This is a genomic window from Halorubrum sp. Ea1 (genome assembly GCF_002252965.1).
Classification (GTDB): domain Archaea; phylum Halobacteriota; class Halobacteria; order Halobacteriales; family Haloferacaceae; genus Halorubrum.
The window spans coordinates 40,154-54,992 of record NZ_NHPG01000104.1 but is presented as its reverse complement, the minus strand read 5'-3'; the positions used below and the strand labels follow the sequence as shown (position 1 = coordinate 54,992).

At 67.5% G+C, this 14,839-nt stretch carries 16 protein-coding genes; 10 read left to right on the top strand and 6 right to left on the bottom strand.

What is annotated here, in order from left to right; genetic code table 11:
- From DJ73_RS12720 to DJ73_RS12710, 3 genes are all read left to right on the top strand, one after another.
- Positions 1-754, top strand: a 754-nt coding sequence (locus DJ73_RS12720; RefSeq protein ID WP_094558143.1) for a rhodanese-like domain-containing protein, incomplete at its 5' end; no start/stop codon positions are given.
- Positions 751-1,815: a YncE family protein gene (locus DJ73_RS12715; RefSeq protein WP_094526791.1), complete on the top strand. Its 1,065-nt coding sequence runs from the start codon at positions 751-753 to the stop codon at positions 1,813-1,815. The genes DJ73_RS12720 and DJ73_RS12715, both read left to right, overlap by 4 nt.
- A gap of 98 nt (positions 1,816-1,913) precedes the next feature.
- Positions 1,914-2,297 (top strand): SaoD/DsrE family protein, encoded by a 384-nt coding sequence (locus tag DJ73_RS12710; RefSeq protein ID WP_094525475.1) that lies wholly within the window; start codon positions 1,914-1,916, stop codon positions 2,295-2,297.
- Positions 2,298-2,383: 86 nt separating this feature from the next.
- On the opposite strand, the gene cmk is transcribed toward DJ73_RS12710, so the two are convergent.
- On the bottom strand, positions 2,384-2,998 hold the full coding sequence (gene cmk / locus DJ73_RS12705; protein WP_094525474.1) for a (d)CMP kinase: 615 nt from the start codon (positions 2,996-2,998) through the stop codon (positions 2,384-2,386).
- A gap of 237 nt (positions 2,999-3,235) precedes the next feature.
- On the bottom strand, positions 3,236-3,523 hold the full coding sequence (locus tag DJ73_RS12700) for an amphi-Trp domain-containing protein (RefSeq protein ID WP_094558142.1): 288 nt from the start codon (positions 3,521-3,523) through the stop codon (positions 3,236-3,238).
- A 352-nt stretch (positions 3,524-3,875) separates the two neighbouring features.
- On the opposite strand from DJ73_RS12700, the gene DJ73_RS12695 reads away from it, so the two are divergent.
- Positions 3,876-4,244: a hypothetical protein gene (locus tag DJ73_RS12695; protein ID WP_094522319.1), complete on the top strand. Its 369-nt coding sequence runs from the start codon at positions 3,876-3,878 to the stop codon at positions 4,242-4,244.
- 249 nt (positions 4,245-4,493) lie between these two features.
- Here DJ73_RS12695 and DJ73_RS12690 read toward each other — a convergent pair whose 3' ends face one another.
- The gene (locus DJ73_RS12690; RefSeq protein ID WP_094558141.1) at positions 4,494-5,084 is read right to left on the bottom strand and encodes a DUF4397 domain-containing protein; all 591 of its coding nucleotides are present in this window, start codon (positions 5,082-5,084) and stop codon (positions 4,494-4,496) included.
- A gap of 520 nt (positions 5,085-5,604) precedes the next feature.
- Between DJ73_RS12690 and DJ73_RS12685 the strand changes: the two genes are divergently transcribed.
- Positions 5,605-8,508, top strand: a complete 2,904-nt coding sequence (locus DJ73_RS12685; protein ID WP_094558140.1) for an ATP-dependent helicase — start codon at positions 5,605-5,607, stop codon at positions 8,506-8,508.
- 24 nt (positions 8,509-8,532) lie between these two features.
- Here DJ73_RS12685 and DJ73_RS12680 read toward each other — a convergent pair whose 3' ends face one another.
- Entirely contained in the window at positions 8,533-8,721 is a 189-nt protein-coding gene (locus DJ73_RS12680) for a hypothetical protein (RefSeq protein WP_094526785.1), read from the bottom strand.
- A 104-nt stretch (positions 8,722-8,825) separates the two neighbouring features.
- On the bottom strand, positions 8,826-9,809 hold the full coding sequence (locus tag DJ73_RS12675) for a formyltransferase family protein (RefSeq protein ID WP_094558139.1): 984 nt from the start codon (positions 9,807-9,809) through the stop codon (positions 8,826-8,828).
- 180 nt (positions 9,810-9,989) lie between these two features.
- Between DJ73_RS12675 and purS the strand changes: the two genes are divergently transcribed.
- From purS to ilvD, 5 genes are all read left to right on the top strand, one after another.
- On the top strand, positions 9,990-10,241 hold the full coding sequence (gene purS, locus DJ73_RS12670; protein ID WP_004595793.1) for a phosphoribosylformylglycinamidine synthase subunit PurS: 252 nt from the start codon (positions 9,990-9,992) through the stop codon (positions 10,239-10,241).
- Between the two features lie 73 nt (positions 10,242-10,314).
- A complete protein-coding gene (gene purQ, locus DJ73_RS12665; RefSeq protein WP_094522370.1) occupies positions 10,315-10,992 on the top strand; it encodes a phosphoribosylformylglycinamidine synthase I in 678 nt (225 codons plus the stop codon).
- A gap of 54 nt (positions 10,993-11,046) precedes the next feature.
- Positions 11,047-11,439 carry a VOC family protein gene (locus DJ73_RS12660; protein ID WP_094522324.1) on the top strand — a complete coding sequence of 131 codons (393 nt, stop codon included), beginning with the start codon at positions 11,047-11,049 and terminating at the stop codon, positions 11,437-11,439.
- Between the two features lie 58 nt (positions 11,440-11,497).
- Positions 11,498-12,589, top strand: a complete 1,092-nt coding sequence (locus DJ73_RS12655; protein WP_094522325.1) for a type I restriction enzyme HsdR N-terminal domain-containing protein — start codon at positions 11,498-11,500, stop codon at positions 12,587-12,589.
- Between the two features lie 86 nt (positions 12,590-12,675).
- Positions 12,676-14,469: a dihydroxy-acid dehydratase gene (gene ilvD / locus DJ73_RS12650; RefSeq protein ID WP_094558138.1), complete on the top strand. Its 1,794-nt coding sequence runs from the start codon at positions 12,676-12,678 to the stop codon at positions 14,467-14,469.
- Between the two features lie 88 nt (positions 14,470-14,557).
- Here the strand turns inward: ilvD and DJ73_RS12645 are convergent, their stop codons facing one another.
- Positions 14,558-14,809, bottom strand: coding sequence for a hypothetical protein (locus tag DJ73_RS12645; RefSeq protein ID WP_094522327.1), 252 nt, complete (start codon positions 14,807-14,809; stop codon positions 14,558-14,560).
- Positions 14,810-14,839 lie beyond the last annotated feature (30 nt).

The window sequence follows — 14,839 nt, the reverse complement described above, 5'->3', positions numbered from 1 at the left end:
CCCCGCCGAGAGCGACGCGGCCGGAGCAGACGAGACGAGCGGGTCCGATCCCGCGTCGACTCGCCGAGGCCTCCTCCGCGCCGCGGCGGGTGCGACGGCCGCCGGCGCGGCGAGCACGGCCGGCTGTCTCGGGATCACCACCCCGGCCGACACCGCCGCGCAGTACGGGCTGAGCGGGAACGTCTCGCACTTCGTCGGACCGAGCTGGCTCGCCGAGAACCGGGGGGACGTCGTCGTCCTCGACGCTCGCGACACCGAGCGCTTCCGCGAGGAGNNCGAGTGGCTCGCCGACCGCGTCGGGACGTTCAACGGCGACGGGCCGGGGCTCGTCGACGTGCGCGTCCCGGAGGCGTACCTCGGAGCGCCCGCCGCCGACGCCCTGAATCCCGACAACGACCGCCACGGACATCTCCCCGGGGCGATCGGCGTCCACTGGGTCGGCAACGTCGACGGCCGGCAGATGACGGACCCGGGCGAGCTCGTGCAGCTGTACGAGAACCGGGCGGGGCTCGACCGCTCGGGCACCGTGGTCGTCTACGGCGACGACAACGTCGACCCCACGTCCACGTGGCTGACGCTGCGGGCGATCGGCTTCGAGGACGTGCGGCTGTACGACGGCGGGTTCGGCGAGTGGTCGAACGTCGAGGGGGACCGCGGGCGGTACCCCGTCGAGACCAAGACGAGCGCCGTGATCGAGACGGAGGGGAGCGTCGGCGGCGACGACGGCGGCGGCGACTTCTCCTGTACCGGATGAGCGAGAGCGGCTCAGACGGTCCGCCCGACCGAATCGTCGCGGTCCCCTGCGAGGGCGACGACGCGCTCGCGCTGTTCGCGCTCGCCGACGGCGAGCCCCTCGGCGAGGTCCCGGTCGGCAGCCACCCGGTCCACGCGACGACCCGCGGGGGACGGACGTTCGTCGCGACGATGGGCGAGCGAGCGGTCACGGCGGTCGACGCGGACGGCGCCGTCTCGCGGGTCGAGACGGGCGTGCTCGGCCCCTCGCACTTCGCGACCGCGAACGGGGAGCTGTTCGTCTCCTGTACCGCCGGCGACGCGCTCGCCGTCGTCGACCCCGAGTCGCTGACCCTCGTCGCCCGGATCGGGGTCGGCGCCGAGCCCCACGAGGTCGCCGTCTCTCAGGACGGCGATCGGCTCTACGCCGGCAGCCGCCGGGAGGGCGTCGTCGACGTCGTCGACCCCGCGGCCCGCGAGCGACTCGGCGCCGTCGATGTCGGTCCCGACGCCCGAGTGCAGGGCGTCGCGGTCGGCCCCGAGGGCGACCGCGGCTACGCCGTGGATCAGGCGGGCGCCCGCGTCGTCGCGTTCGATCCGGAGGGAGTCGACGCGCCGGGAGGGGCCGACGCGCCGGGAAGGCCCGACGCGGCGGGAGGCGCCGACGAGCCGGGCGACGCCTCCGACGCTTCCGTCCTCGGCGAGGCCGCGGTCGGCGCCGACCCGTACGACCTCGTCGTCACCGCGGACCGGGTGTTCGTCCCCGGCCGCGGCGACGGCGTCGTCCACGAGTTCGACCGCGACCTCGGGCTCGCGGCGGTCCACGAGGGGTTCGACCGGCCCGTCGACCTGTTCAGGATCGGCGGCGAGCGGTGGGTGCTCGACGCGGCCGCCGACGGCCTCCGTTCGCTTTCGGGCGCGATCGTCGACACCCCGGCGCCGGGGCTCGCCGCGACCCGCGTCGGCGACCGGCTGGTCGTTTCGCACTACGACGACGACCGGGTCTCGCTCGTCGACGTCTCGCGGGGTCCGATATGGACGGCGGAGACGGGCGCGTACCCCTTCGGGTCCGTCGTGGTCTGAGCGCGGTCCGGCGGTCGGGGCCGCGAACCGCCGTCACAGACACCGGGGAACGCTGCCGATGCCCGCGGAGCAATCAGCGGACCGCTCGACCACGCGGTATGAAGGTCGCTTACGTCTTCGCGACGGCCGGACAGACCATCGACTACGTGCTCGGGGACATGATCCTCCCGCAGCTGGAGGCCGACGCGCACGGCGCCGACGTGGTCGGGATGTTCTTTTTCCACGACAACACCTACGCGCTCCGCGGGGGCGACCCGCTGGGGCAGCGGCTCGCCGACGTGGCGGCCGAGCGGGACATCCTCCTCATGCTTTGCGATCAGTGCGCGACCCGCCGCGGGCTCGCCGAGTTCGACCGCACCGACGAGCACGGCCGGGACCGGTACGAGCCGACGAACACGGTCGAGGGCGCGACCGTCGGCTGCTTCCCCGACCTCTACGCGGCGCTCGGCGAGGTCGGCGTCGACCACGTGATCACGCTGTAGGCGAGGGACCGCAGGGCGAGAAGGACGGGTCCGGAAAGACAGGGCGAGAAGGCCGGGCCCGGAAGGACGCGGGCCGAGAAGGTCCGCTAGATCTCGAAGTCGGGCGTGTCGAACGCGCCCTCGTCGGCCTCGACGTCGTAGCCCTCGATCGCGGTGAGCGCGACGTCGAGCGTCGTCTCCGGATCCCACCGTCCCGTGTTGATCGCGAGGTCGTAGATGGAGCGGTCGGAGAGGTCGATCCCGTAGTACGACTTGTACCGCTTCTCCTCTATCACCTCGCGGACCTGCATCTCGGAGGTCATCTCCTCGCGGTCGAGCGTCCGGTCGGCGCGCACCTCGTCGGGCGCGTCGAGCCAGATCCGGACATCGGCGCGGTTGCCGGCGATCCAGCCGGCGAGGCGCGACTCCAGGATGAACGCCTTGTTCGCGGCGCCCCACTTCTCGGCGATCCGGCGGAGCCGGCGGTCGAGCGCGCGGTCGATCTCCTCGGACTCGCCCGTCTTCGCGATGAGCTGCGAGAGGCTCATGTCGCGCTCGGCGGCGATCTCTCGGAACAGCTCCCCCCCGGAGACGTAGCCGCAGTCGAGCGCCTCCGCCAGCGCCTCGACCAGCGTCGTCGCCCCGCAGCCGGGCGGGCCGGAGACGGTGACGAACAGGTTGCGGTCGATCTCCCGCTCCGTCGCCGGCGAGGTTCCACTCATACGTGCGCCGCCACGGACGGATCCCGGATAAACGGGCCGGTTCGCACACCGCGACGAGGGGGCCGCGTCCGGGGCGTCGGCGGAAGCGGTCGGCTCCACCGACACGGCGGCTCTCTTAAAATCGTCAGTGATTGATCGGTTCCGGCTGCTGTATATAGAGGGTGAAGTAAGCACAGAGGCTACATTTGTTCCAGAGAAGTTCGCTTGAACCACCCGCTCAGCGTGCGTGCGGAGTGACTACTCGATTTCTAACTGATCACTTCCGCCACCCTCCTCACCGTCGTTCTCATCCCATTCGAGTTCGAACTCGATACTTCGTTCAGTCATGTTGCCAGCCGGGCCTTCGCGTTCAGCTTTGACTTCGAAGGTCGGTCGGGCCGGGGGATTCAGCGTTACAGACTCGGAGCCTGCTTTCAGGTTGATAGCATCTCCGCTGTCGAGAGTATCTGCGACTTTCCGAAGGTACGATGCGATCTCTTCTCGACTCTGGTCGCTCTCTGATTTGAACAGAACTTCTTCAGGCATACAAGAGAGAGTACACAGCCTGCACCAATAAATGCGCCCGCCAAACCGACCAATCTGATTGAATCGGCAGATATTCTGTGCGAGATACGCGCCTTGTATCTTGCACGTCCGATTCAACGTTTTCGGAAGCTGTCAGAATAAGCGTGCAAGACTCAGAGCGTACAGTCAGCGCGGGGATTGCGTTATTTTCTCCATCTGAATCCTGAATTAGCCGATAGAATTCGCTTACACACTGAGCAGTAGACTCGTGGCTTCACTACCGAGAAGAATGAGTTGTTGATCTACGTCTAAACAAGGTCGGACGATGAGAACATACCTTATTTAAACATGTGATTAAAAATATACTAATCGAATGCCCTCCCCCAAACGTCGTATTCAGATAGGAGCAGCGCTAATCGTAGCCGGCGTCGTTGCGCTTCTATATTCGATAGTCGTCACACAGGAACTCCTCCTTGGCGTGAGCATCGCACTCTCGTTCCTCGTTATTGCTGTGTTCGTATATTATGGAGGTACTGACCGCAAGACACTCACCCGTGTCACAATCGGTGTCACAATCGTCTACGGCGCTGTCTCACTACAACTTCCTCTCGCCATCATCGCCGCCTGCGCTGTCTATCTCTCCGCATGGCTGACTGGGCCGGATAGTCCATTTGACGCACCTGACACGGAGATTTTTCCAGTCAAACAAACAGCTACAGAAGACACCGGTGAGGAACAATAGAGCGTCTGTACTGAGCAATTACTCTCTCCCGTAACTCGGCCTCGGTTCGTACCACATTCGCGCGCTGTATTCAGCAGGACACCGAGAACAGATCACTTGTTGAGAATTTCAACGGAGCCGTAGCGAGGCATTTCAAACTCGGTGAGTGCTGCTCGTTCATATTGGTGTGTAACGCATGGAGACATCGTGCGAAGCCGACTAAGCGGCCAGCTCTAGCGACCAGTAGCGTGAAAAATCGAGGTCGGGAGACTACTGGGTGTCGTCCGCGAACACTGCGCCGAGCGAGTCGTCACCTGCCTGCCCAACCGCGATTGCTGAGACTGCGGCGCCGCCGTCAAGTTCGGTGTCAGGCAGCGAGAGCGCGATGTCGTCGCTTCCGTGCGGGAGGACCTCAAGATCGTAGGAGCCAGCGTCAACAGGAACGTACTCGCTGGCGCTTCGGAATTCGATATTTTCACACAGGGTCGGACCACCGTTAGCGACTCGCACGTCGACGGCGGGAGCGTCCGGTGAGGCGTGGACAAACCGGACGTGAGTTTGGTCGGCTGCGACATCACCGGGGGCGTCGGAAAGTACTGTACACTCGGCTTCAGCGAGCATACCAGTCGCAAGCGCCGAGTACGCGCGGTCTGCCTCAAGTTCGACTGTCAGATCGAGGACTGCCTCGTCGTCGCCATGCGGCGTGACAGCGATCTCGTGGCTTTCAGCTGGCAGCTCGGCGTACTCGCTGATGGTTTCGAATGGCACGTCTTCGAAGGCGATTTCGCCGTCGACGTGGACATCGACGTTCGGTGCGTCCGGACAACAGTGACCAACGCGGACGGATGCGGTTTCTGCCATAGCAATTCCTATTGCTCGCGCCAGAAGTTTCAATCTGTATATGTGAACAAAATGTATTATATATGAGTATGAGCCGTACGGGGGACACCGGAGCACGCAGTTCGTGCTCCCCGAAGCGGCGTTGTATACCGACTTCAGCTACAAAGCTGAAAGCGACCGCAACACCAACTCGGCCAGCGAGCGATGGACCGGGTCCGAGCAGGACATCGGTCAGGGGGCCAGTCGTTTTCGTGTGCGTGAGACCAGAACCGACTCAGGTTATCGAAGACGAAGGGCGCGTCGCGGGCCTGTCTTCTCATCAGACTCATCGGTTTCCTCGCTGTCTCGGCATTGGACTGGAGCTGCCGCGTGGTCGTCCAGCGAGGGTTCATCGGTGTGCTGTTCCGCTCTGGTCGAGATAGTCGTCTGGGTGCTCGACTCGCGCCCTGTAGTCAGCGTAGCCTCTCCAAACCATCAGCGGCCGAGGGCTTCTACAGAGCCGACACAACCGATATCCCTCCGCACGCCCACGTACACGGTAGTGAGCGAACTCACGGATCGCGAGGCGGAGCGGCCCTCAGCGCGAGCGCTCCTCCGGGAGGCGCTCGCCGGGGACAGCGAGGGACGAAGTCCCTCTAGCAGTCGGACGCAGTCCGACGACGGAGAGGTGCGAAGCGCCTCCGGCGACGGCGCCCCGACCGTGGAGTTCGACCCGGAGACGGTGCCGCTCCCGGACGCCGACGTGCTCGACCGGCTCTCGCCCCCGGTCCGCCGCTGGTGGGTGTCGGAGTTCGGCGCGTACGTCGGGGAGAACGGCGGCTTCTTCACCCCGCCGCAGCGCGAGGCGATCCCCCACGTCGACGCCGACCGGAACTGCCTCGTCGCCGCGCCGACTGGCAGCGGGAAGACGCTCGCCTCCTTCACGGCCGTGCTCGACGACCTCTTCGCCCGGGAGCGAGCCGGAGAGCTGGAGAACTCGGTGTACTGCCTGTACGTCTCGCCGCTGAAGTCGCTCGCAAACGACATCAAGCGGAACCTGGAGGTCCCGATCGAGGGGATCGCGGCGGAGACGTGCTCCGGAGACTGGGACGGAGAGGGAGACGGGGACGGGGACGCACACGACCCCGGCGTCCGGCAGGCGATCCGCCACGGCGACACGAGCAAGGCCGACCGGCAGGCCATGCTGGCGGAGACGCCGCACGTGCTCAACACCACGCCGGAGACGCTGGCGATCCTGCTCAACTCCCCGAAGTTCAAGGAGAAGCTCCGGACCGTCGAGTACGTCATCGTCGACGAGATCCACTCGCTGGCGGCGAACAAGCGCGGCACCCACCTCTCCGTCTCGCTGGAGCGGCTGACGGAGCTGGCCGACGGGTCGCCGACCCGCATCGGCTGTTCCGCGACGGTCGAGCCGCTCGACGAGGTCGCCGAGTTCCTCGTCGGCCGCGAGCGCGTCGCCGGCGGGGTCGGCGACGAGTCCGGCCTCGAACCCCGACCGTACGAGCTGGTGGACGCGCGGTTCGTCCGGGAGTTCGACCTGGAGCTTCGCACCCCGGCGGCCGACCTGATACACACCCCCCGGTCGGCCGTCACCGACCGCTTCTACGACGCGCTCCACGAGCTTATCGCCGACCACGAGAACACGCTGGTGTTCACGAACTCCCGCTCCGGCGCGGAACGCACCCTGCAGGAGCTCCGCGAGCGGTACGGTTACGACGAGTCGGACTCGGGCTGTCACCACGGGAGCCTCGGCGAGGGGCAACGCACTCGGATCGAGGAGGGGCTGAAGGCGGGTGACCTGGACGTGGTCACCACGTCGACGAGCCTGGAGCTCGGGATCGACATGCCCCACCTCGACCTGGTCGTGCAGGTGGGCTCGCCGAAGTCGGTCGCGGCGCTGCTCCAGCGCGTCGGCCGCGCGGGCCACAGCCCCGGCGAGACGGTCGAGGGGCGGGTGTTCGCACTGGACCGCGACGAGCTGGTCGAGTGCGCGGCGATGCTCGCCCGCGCCGAGGACGGCTTCGTCGACCGCGTCTTCCTCCCCGAGGGCGCCTACGACGTGGCCGCCCAGCACGTATACGGGATGGCGATAAACCGGATCCGTCCCGACCGCGAGGTCCGCGAGATCCTCCGGCGCGCCCACCCGTACCGCGACTTCGGCGAGGCCGACTACGAGCGGCTGATGCGGTACCTCACAGCGGACTACGAGGGGCTCGCGGACCGCAACGTCTACCCGAAGGTGTGGCGCGACGAGAACGACCCGCCGGGCGGGGAGCACCACCACGAAGAACATCCCGTAGGCGAACTCCTCGTGGGGAAGCGCGGCCGGCTGGCGCGGGTGATCTACATGACGAACGTGGGGACGATCCCGGACTCGTTCAGCTGTCAGGTGCTCACGCGCGACGGGGAGCCGGTCGGGACGCTCGACGAGAGCTACCTCGACACGCTCGATCCGGGCGACGTGTTCGCGCTGGGCGGCGAGCGGTTCGCCTTCCGGTACCGCCGCGGCTCGAAGGTGTACGTCGACCGGACGAGCGAGCGCCCGACCGTCCCCTCGTGGTACTCCGAGCGGCTCCCGCTCTCCTACGACCTCGCGCGCGAGGTGCTCGCGTTCCAAGGCGAGCTGCTCGACCGGCTCCGGGACGGGGGGCCGCCCGCGGTCCGCGCGTGGCTCCGGGAGTTCCCTCTCGACGGGAGCGCGGTCCGCGCGATCACCCGGATGTACGACGAACAGGTCGCGTACGCCGGCGCCGAGAGCGTGCCCACCCCCGGGCGGCTCGTCGTCGAGGAGGAGCTCGACCGCGCCGAGTACAAGCGCCGGTTCTACGTCCACTCGAACTACGGCCGGCGGTTCAACGACGGCCTCTCGCGGCTCGTCGGGGCCCGGGTCGCGAACCGCACGGACGCGAACGTCGCGGTCGCGGTCGCCGACCGCGGCTTCTCGCTCGCGCTCCCGCTGAACCGCAAGGTCGACGTCGCCGGGATCCTCCGGGATCTGTCCCCCGACACCGTCCGCGAGGACCTCCGGGAGGCGGTGCAGGGGACCGACCTCCTCCAGCGCTACTTCCGCATCGACGCGGCCCGCTCGCTGCTCATCCTGAAGCGCTACAAGGGGTACGAGAAGACGGCGGCCGAACAGCAGGTGTCGGCGGAGATGCTGCTCTCGTTCGCGGAGGAGCTCGACGAGTTCGCCGTCACCGAGGAGACGTACCGGGAGCTGTTGGAGGACCGGCTCGACCTCGCCGGCATCCGCGAGGTGCTCGTCGGGGTCGCCGACGGCGACGTCGATGTCGTGCACCACACCGTCGACTCGCCGGCCCCGCTCTCGTTCGGGCTCGCGACGCTCGTCGACTCCGACACGGTGCTCGCCGACGACGAGTCGGCGGTCCTCCGGGAGTTCCACGCCCGCGTCACGGAGTCGATCGAGGACGGCGACGGCGAGTGAGCGTCGACGTCGGAGCGCGCCCGCTCACGGTCGCGGGGGCTCCGAGGGGATCACGTCCGGAAGCCCGTCGAGGATCAGCGTGGTGTAGTGGAGGAACACGGCGAGGGCGACCACCGAAAGAAGCAGGAGGAACAGCAGGATCAGTCGCTCGTCGCTCCGGACGACGGCGCGGGCGTCGCCGGCGATTTCCGAGAGAGATCCGCCGATCGGCATCGCCCGCTCGTACGCGCCCGGTACGGTAAAAGGGTCGCACGACGATAGGCGGACCCGCGTTACACGGCGCGAGCCGGTCGGCGGTCGCCGCCGACTGCCGCCGGTCAGTCGCTCTCGACCGGCGGCGTCCCCGAGCGCGACAGCGGCTCGCCGTCGACCGGCTCGTCGGGGTTGGCGTCGATCGCCGCCTCGCTGAGCCCGAGCTGGGCGTCGACGTCGGCGTCCTCGCGCACGTGGACCGTGCCGCGGTGGATCGCGATCGCGTCGGCGAGGTGGAGCCGGACGGCGTCGAGCAGCACGTCGGCCTCGAGCGGTTGCCCGCGGCGCTTGATCTCGTCGACGCCCGCGCCAGCGGGGACATCGAAGGCGCGCTGGGAGATCACGGGCCCCTGATCGAGGTCCGTCGTCACGTAGTGGGCGGTGACGCCCGCGATGCGGACGCCGGCGTCGTTCGCCTGCCGGTACGCCTCGGCGCCGGGGAACGCCGGGAGCAGCGAGGGGTGGACGTTGATGATCCGCCCCTCGTAGCGGAAGACGACCTCGGGCGAGAGGATGCGCATGTAGCGGGCCAGCGCGATCAGGTCGACGTCATACTCGGCCAGCAGGTCGAGCAGCCGCCCCTCGTCGGTGTTGCCGTTGCCGTCGCCAACGTCGTAGAAGGGCTTGTCGTAGCGCTCCGCGAGCGAGCGGAGGTCGCCGCGGTTGCCGATGACGACCGGTATCTCGGCCTCCTCGCCGTCTTCGGCGAGGTCGCCGTTGGCCTCCGCATCCAGCAGCGCCTCGGGCGCGTGCGTCTCCTTCGTGACGAGCAGCGCGATCCGGCGCGCGTCCCGGTCGCTCGGGAAGCGCACCTGGATGTCGACGCCGAGCTCGCGGCCGAGCTCCGCGAGGGCGCGGCGGAGCTCGCCGCGCGAGGTCTCCATCTCCGAGGCGTCCACGCGGGTCGTCATCCGGAAGACGCCCTCGCGGACCGCCTGGTCCAAGTCCTCGATGTTGATTCCCCGCTCGAACAGCAGGGAGGTGACCCGCGCGATGAGTCCGGTCTTGTCTCCTCCGACGACCGTGATCTCGGTCAGTTCGCGGGTCATGCGACGATCACCTCCGCGGGTTCGAGCGGCTGCATACACTCCGGCCAGAGCGCGGAGGGGTTTTTCCCTTTCGTTCCGCGCGGGGTCTGCCACCGGCATGATCGACCAATATATACCCACGAACATGGATATAAGAGGCGTTCCAAAACGGTTTTTACACACGACTTCGCAGTATCGGGCATGACGGCATACACCGCGACGGTGACGGTCCGGCTGAAGCGGGGCGTCCTCGACCCGGAGGCCGAGACCACCCAGCAGGCGTTGGAACGCCTCGGGTTCGAGCTGTCTGACCTCCGGTCGGCCGACCGCTTCGAGGTGGACCTGGATGCGGCCGACGCCGACGAGGCCGCCGACCGCGCCGATGAGATGGCAGAGCGGCTCCTCGCGAACCCGACCATCCACGACTACGACGTCGCGGTCGCGGAGCGATGACGGTCGCCGTCGTCGAGACGACGCCGCTCGTCACCGGCGCGGTCGTCGCGGCCGCCCACGCGGGGTGGTCGGCGTGACGGTCGCCGTCGTCCAGTTCGGCGGCTCCAACTGCGACCGCGACGCGGTCCGCGCGCTGGAGCACCTCGGAGTCGAGGCCGAGCGCGTCTGGCACGAGGACGGTCTCCCGGCCGACACCGAGGGCATCGTCCTCCCCGGCGGCTTCTCGTACGGCGACTACCTCCGCGCCGGCGCGATGGCCGCCCGCGCCCCGGTCATGACCGAGGTGCGGGAGGCCGCCGCCGACGGCGTCCCCGTGATCGGCGTCTGTAACGGCGCGCAGATCGGCGCGGAGTCCGGGCTCGTCCCCGGCGCGTTCACCACCAACGCCTCCGCGCGCTTCCAGTGCGAACCGGTCCATCTGCGCGTCGAGCGCGCGGACACGCCGTGGACCGCCGCCTACGACGAGGGCGACGTCATCGAGGTCCCGATCGCGCACGGCGAGGGGAGATTCGAGATCGGCGAGGACGCCCACGCCGACCTCGTCGCCGACGACCGCGTCCTCTTCCGCTACTGCGACGTCGACGGGAACGTCACCGACGCGGCCAACCCGAACGGCTCGACCGACAACGTCGCCGGCGTCATCGGCGAGCGGGAGACGGTCGCCGTCCTCATGCCGCATCCCGAGCGCGCCACGCTCCCGGACCTCGGCCGGAGCACGGACGGGGCGGGGATCCTGAAGGCGTTCGCCTGACGAGTCCCGTCGCGACCGGCTCACTTTTTTGCGGTCGGCGACCAACCGCGTCCCATGCAGGCACGTCACATCGACCACGTCAACCTCCGGATCCCCGCGGACGGCGTCGACGACGCGCGGGAGTTCTACGGCGAGCGGCTCGGGTTCGGCATCGAGGACGCGCTGTACGCGGCCGACGAGAAGCCGTTCTTCGACGTGCGGCTGTCGGCGACGGCGGTCGTCCACCTCTGGCCGACCGACGAGTTCGAGCCGACGACGGCGACGAACTACGACCACGTCGCCGTCGTCGTCGAGGAGTCGATCGACGAGATCGAGGCCGAACTGGACGCGGCCGGCGTCGAGATCGAGAAGACGCTCGACGAGCCGCTCGGCGCGACCGGGGAGGCGCCGGCGGTGTACGTCAGAGACCCGTTCGGCTACCGGGTCGAACTGAAGGCGCGGGTGTAAAACCGACAGTATCGACGCTTGTACTTTTAAGAGGACACGCACGCGACGTATCAGGAGGATGGACGAGGAGACGGTGACGAGATATATTGAACGCTCGCGGTCGCTCGTAGAGGAGTCCCCGCAGATGGACGAGCAGAACACCCGGGCGCGGCTGATAGATCCGTTTATAAAAGACGTACTCGGTTGGGACTTCTATTCGACATCGATCGAGATGGAGTACTCGGTCCAGATGGGGTCGACTAAAAAGAAGGTCGACTACGCGCTATTCGCCGACGGATCTCCGGCGGTGTTCGTCGAAGCGAAAGGCTGTGACACGACTATTTCCGAGTCGCACGCTGATCAGCTCCGGAGCTACATGCGCCAAGAGTGGGTCGACTGGGGGCTTCTCACGAACGGAAAGTCATTCCTTGTCTTCCGACTCAAAAAGGACGGGGACAAGCCCGACGTGGAACTGCTTAGGCGCATCGAACTGGCCGATCTCACTGCAAACGACTGGCTGCTTGCGGCATTATCTAAAGAATCGATCCAGTCGGGCGCATCGACGGAGATATACGAGCGTGTCGAACGCCGTCGACAGGCGATTAATGCACTCTCCGACGGAAAATCGGAAATCGCCGAGGCGATCCGTAAAACCGTTATCGACCGCGTCGGCGAAGTTGTTTCACAGCCGGCGGAGTCCCTCTCGAAGACCTTTGTCGATGACCTAATCTCGGAGCTGGAAAGTGATCAAAACGACGGTCGAAACTCCGGTGGGAATTCCACGCAATCGGAAACTGCGTCAGGCGACGGTGAAGAGACCGAGACCGACGATCCGTCCGATACATACGTGGTCAAAATCGCTGATCAAACGGAATCTACCTCGTTCAGCGACGACAGTCAGGCCGACCTCATGGGAACGGTCGTGGACCATCTCATTAGGGAACACGGACTGATCGACGCGTATGCCCCGCTTCCGTACGTTCCGGGAAAGAAAATCGCGATCCTGAACGACGAGCCGACTCATCCGTCGGGCGAAGAGATGCGGTTGTATCGTGCGGTCGGCGGCGGCTATTACGTGTATACATCGCTGAACAAGGGAGACAAGAAACGACACCTCATCGACTTCGCTGACCCGTGCGGTGTCGACATCTCTTTCGACGGCGAGTGGTAGTCCGCCCGGACCCGAACCCGTTCGTCTCCGCGAGCAACCCTCGCCCCCTTGCGGTCGTTTAAGACCCCCGAGCGACAGGGTGAGGTATGAGCGAACAGCAGCCACGATCCGACGAGGGAGAGGCCCCTCGGCGACGCGGAGGCGACGCGGACCGGTTCGCGGGGGAGAAGGACGAGGACCTGCGGAGCAGAGACGTGACGGAGGGCGCCGAGCGCGCCCCCCACCGCTCGATGTTCCGGGCGATGGGGTTCGACGACGAGGACCTCTCCTCGCCGCTCGTCGGCGTGCCGAACCCCGCCGCCGACATCACGCCGTGTAACGTCCACCTCGACGACGTCGCCGACGCGGCGATCGACGGGATCGACGCGGCGGGCGGGATGCCGATCGAGTTCGGAACGATCACCATCTCGGACGCCATCTCGATGGGGACGGAGGGGATGAAGGCGAGCCTGATCTCCCGCGAGGTCATCGCCGACTCGGTCGAGCTCGTCTCGTTCGGCGAGCGCGTGGACGCGCTGGTGACCGTCGCCGGCTGCGACAAGAACCTCCCCGGCATGCTGATGGCGTCGATCCGCACGGACCTCCCCTCCGTGTTCCTCTACGGCGGCTCGATCATGCCCGGCGAACACGAGGGGCGCGACGTCACCATCGTCCAGGTGTTCGAGGGCGTCGGCGCCTACGCCGAGGGCGACATGAGCGGCGAGGAGCTCGACGAGCTGGAGCGCCACGCCTGCCCCGGCGCGGGCTCGTGCGGCGGGATGTTCACCGCCAACACGATGGCCTCCATCTCCGAGGCGCTCGGGATGGCGCCGCTCGGCTCGGCCTCCGCGCCCGCCGAGGACAAAGAGCGCTACGAGGTCGCGGAGCGGGCCGGCGAGCTGGTCTTGGACTGCATCGAGAACGACCGCCGCCCCTCCGACGTCCTCTCGCGGGAGTCGTTCGAGAACGCGATCGCTCTCCAGACCGCCATCGGCGGTTCGACGAACGGCGTCCTCCACCTGCTCGCGCTGGCCGCCGAGGCCGACGTCGACCTCTCGATCGAGGACTTCGACGAGATCTCGCGGCGCACGCCGAAGATCGCCGACCTCCAGCCCGGCGGGAGCCGCGTGATGAACGACCTCCACGAGGTCGGCGGCGTGCCGGTCGTGCTCCGCCGCCTCCTGGAGGCCGATCTGCTCCACGGCGACGCGATGACCGTCACCGGCCGCACCCTCGCCGAGGAGATCGCGGAACTAGAGGAGAGCGGCGCGCTCCCCGACGACTCGGAGATCGAGGCCGACTTCCTCTACACCGTGGACGAGCCGAAGGAGGAGGAGGGCGCGATCAAGATCCTCAAGGGGAACCTCGCGCCCGAGGGCTCCGTGCTGAAGGTGACCGGCGACGACGAGTTCTACCACGAGGGGCCCGCCCGCGTGTTCGAGCACGAGGAGGACGCGATGGAGTACGTCCAGTCGGGCGCGGTCGACTCCGGCGACGTGATCGTGATCCGCAACGAGGGGCCGACCGGCGGGCCGGGGATGCGCGAGATGCTCGGCGTCACCGCCGCCGTCGTCGGCGCGGGCCACGAGGACGACGTGGCGCTCCTCACCGACGGGCGCTTCTCCGGCGCGACGCGGGGCCCGATGATCGGCCACGTCGCCCCCGAGGCGGCCGACGGCGGCCCGATCGGCCTCATCGAGGACGGCGACCACGTCACCGTCGACATCCCCGAGCGCGACCTCAGCGTCGACCTCTCCGACGAGGAGTTCGAGGAGCGCCGCGAGGCGTGGGAGGCGCCCGCGCCGCAGTACGAGGGCGGTATCCTCGCGAAGTACGCTCGCGACTTCGCCTCGGCGGCCGACGGCGCGGTGACGAACCCGCGGCTGACGCGGGACCGTTAGGTAACCGGAGTTCGTTTGAAATAGAGGGCGAGGAAAGACCTGAGGCGCGCGGCCGTGAGAGCGGCGAGACCGGACGATTCGCCGCCGTCTACTCCCGTTTTCCCCCGTCAGTGTGCGCGGTCCGGACCGACTCGGCGCGCCAGACGTTGCTGCGGCGACCGGCGCGCGACAGCTCCATCTTGACGACCGAGCCGACCGGCAGGTCGGCCACCTCCTCGCGGGCGTCGTCGTCGGCGTAGTCGACGACGTGGTACGTCTCGTTGCGCGGATGTGCACGAACCGTGGTGCATTCGTGATCGTTCTGTTCGGAAATTACAGTGAAGGTGTCGTAGTTCGACATCTTAACCCGTTATTCTTGGACATACTACTT

Coding starts and splice junctions, on each gene's coding strand:
- DJ73_RS12680 (WP_094526785.1), bottom strand. CDS start 8,721: ATGCCGATCGGCGGATCTCTCTCGGAAATCGCCGGCGACGCCCGCGCC.
- DJ73_RS12695 (WP_094522319.1), top strand. CDS start 3,876: ATGCCCTCCCCCAAACGTCGTATTCAGATAGGAGCAGCGCTAATCGTA.
- DJ73_RS12675 (WP_094558139.1), bottom strand. CDS start 9,809: ATGACCCGCGAACTGACCGAGATCACGGTCGTCGGAGGAGACAAGACC.
- DJ73_RS12690 (WP_094558141.1), bottom strand. CDS start 5,084: ATGGCAGAAACCGCATCCGTCCGCGTTGGTCACTGTTGTCCGGACGCA.
- DJ73_RS12645 (WP_094522327.1), bottom strand. CDS start 14,809: ATGTCGAACTACGACACCTTCACTGTAATTTCCGAACAGAACGATCAC.
- cmk (WP_094525474.1), bottom strand. CDS start 2,998: ATGAGTGGAACCTCGCCGGCGACGGAGCGGGAGATCGACCGCAACCTG.
- DJ73_RS12710 (WP_094525475.1), top strand. CDS start 1,914: ATGAAGGTCGCTTACGTCTTCGCGACGGCCGGACAGACCATCGACTAC.
- DJ73_RS12700 (WP_094558142.1), bottom strand. CDS start 3,523: ATGCCTGAAGAAGTTCTGTTCAAATCAGAGAGCGACCAGAGTCGAGAA.
- DJ73_RS12655 (WP_094522325.1), top strand. CDS start 11,498: ATGGACGAGGAGACGGTGACGAGATATATTGAACGCTCGCGGTCGCTC.
- purS (WP_004595793.1), top strand. CDS start 9,990: ATGACGGCATACACCGCGACGGTGACGGTCCGGCTGAAGCGGGGCGTC.
- DJ73_RS12715 (WP_094526791.1), top strand. CDS start 751: ATGAGCGAGAGCGGCTCAGACGGTCCGCCCGACCGAATCGTCGCGGTC.
- ilvD (WP_094558138.1), top strand. CDS start 12,676: ATGAGCGAACAGCAGCCACGATCCGACGAGGGAGAGGCCCCTCGGCGA.
- DJ73_RS12660 (WP_094522324.1), top strand. CDS start 11,047: ATGCAGGCACGTCACATCGACCACGTCAACCTCCGGATCCCCGCGGAC.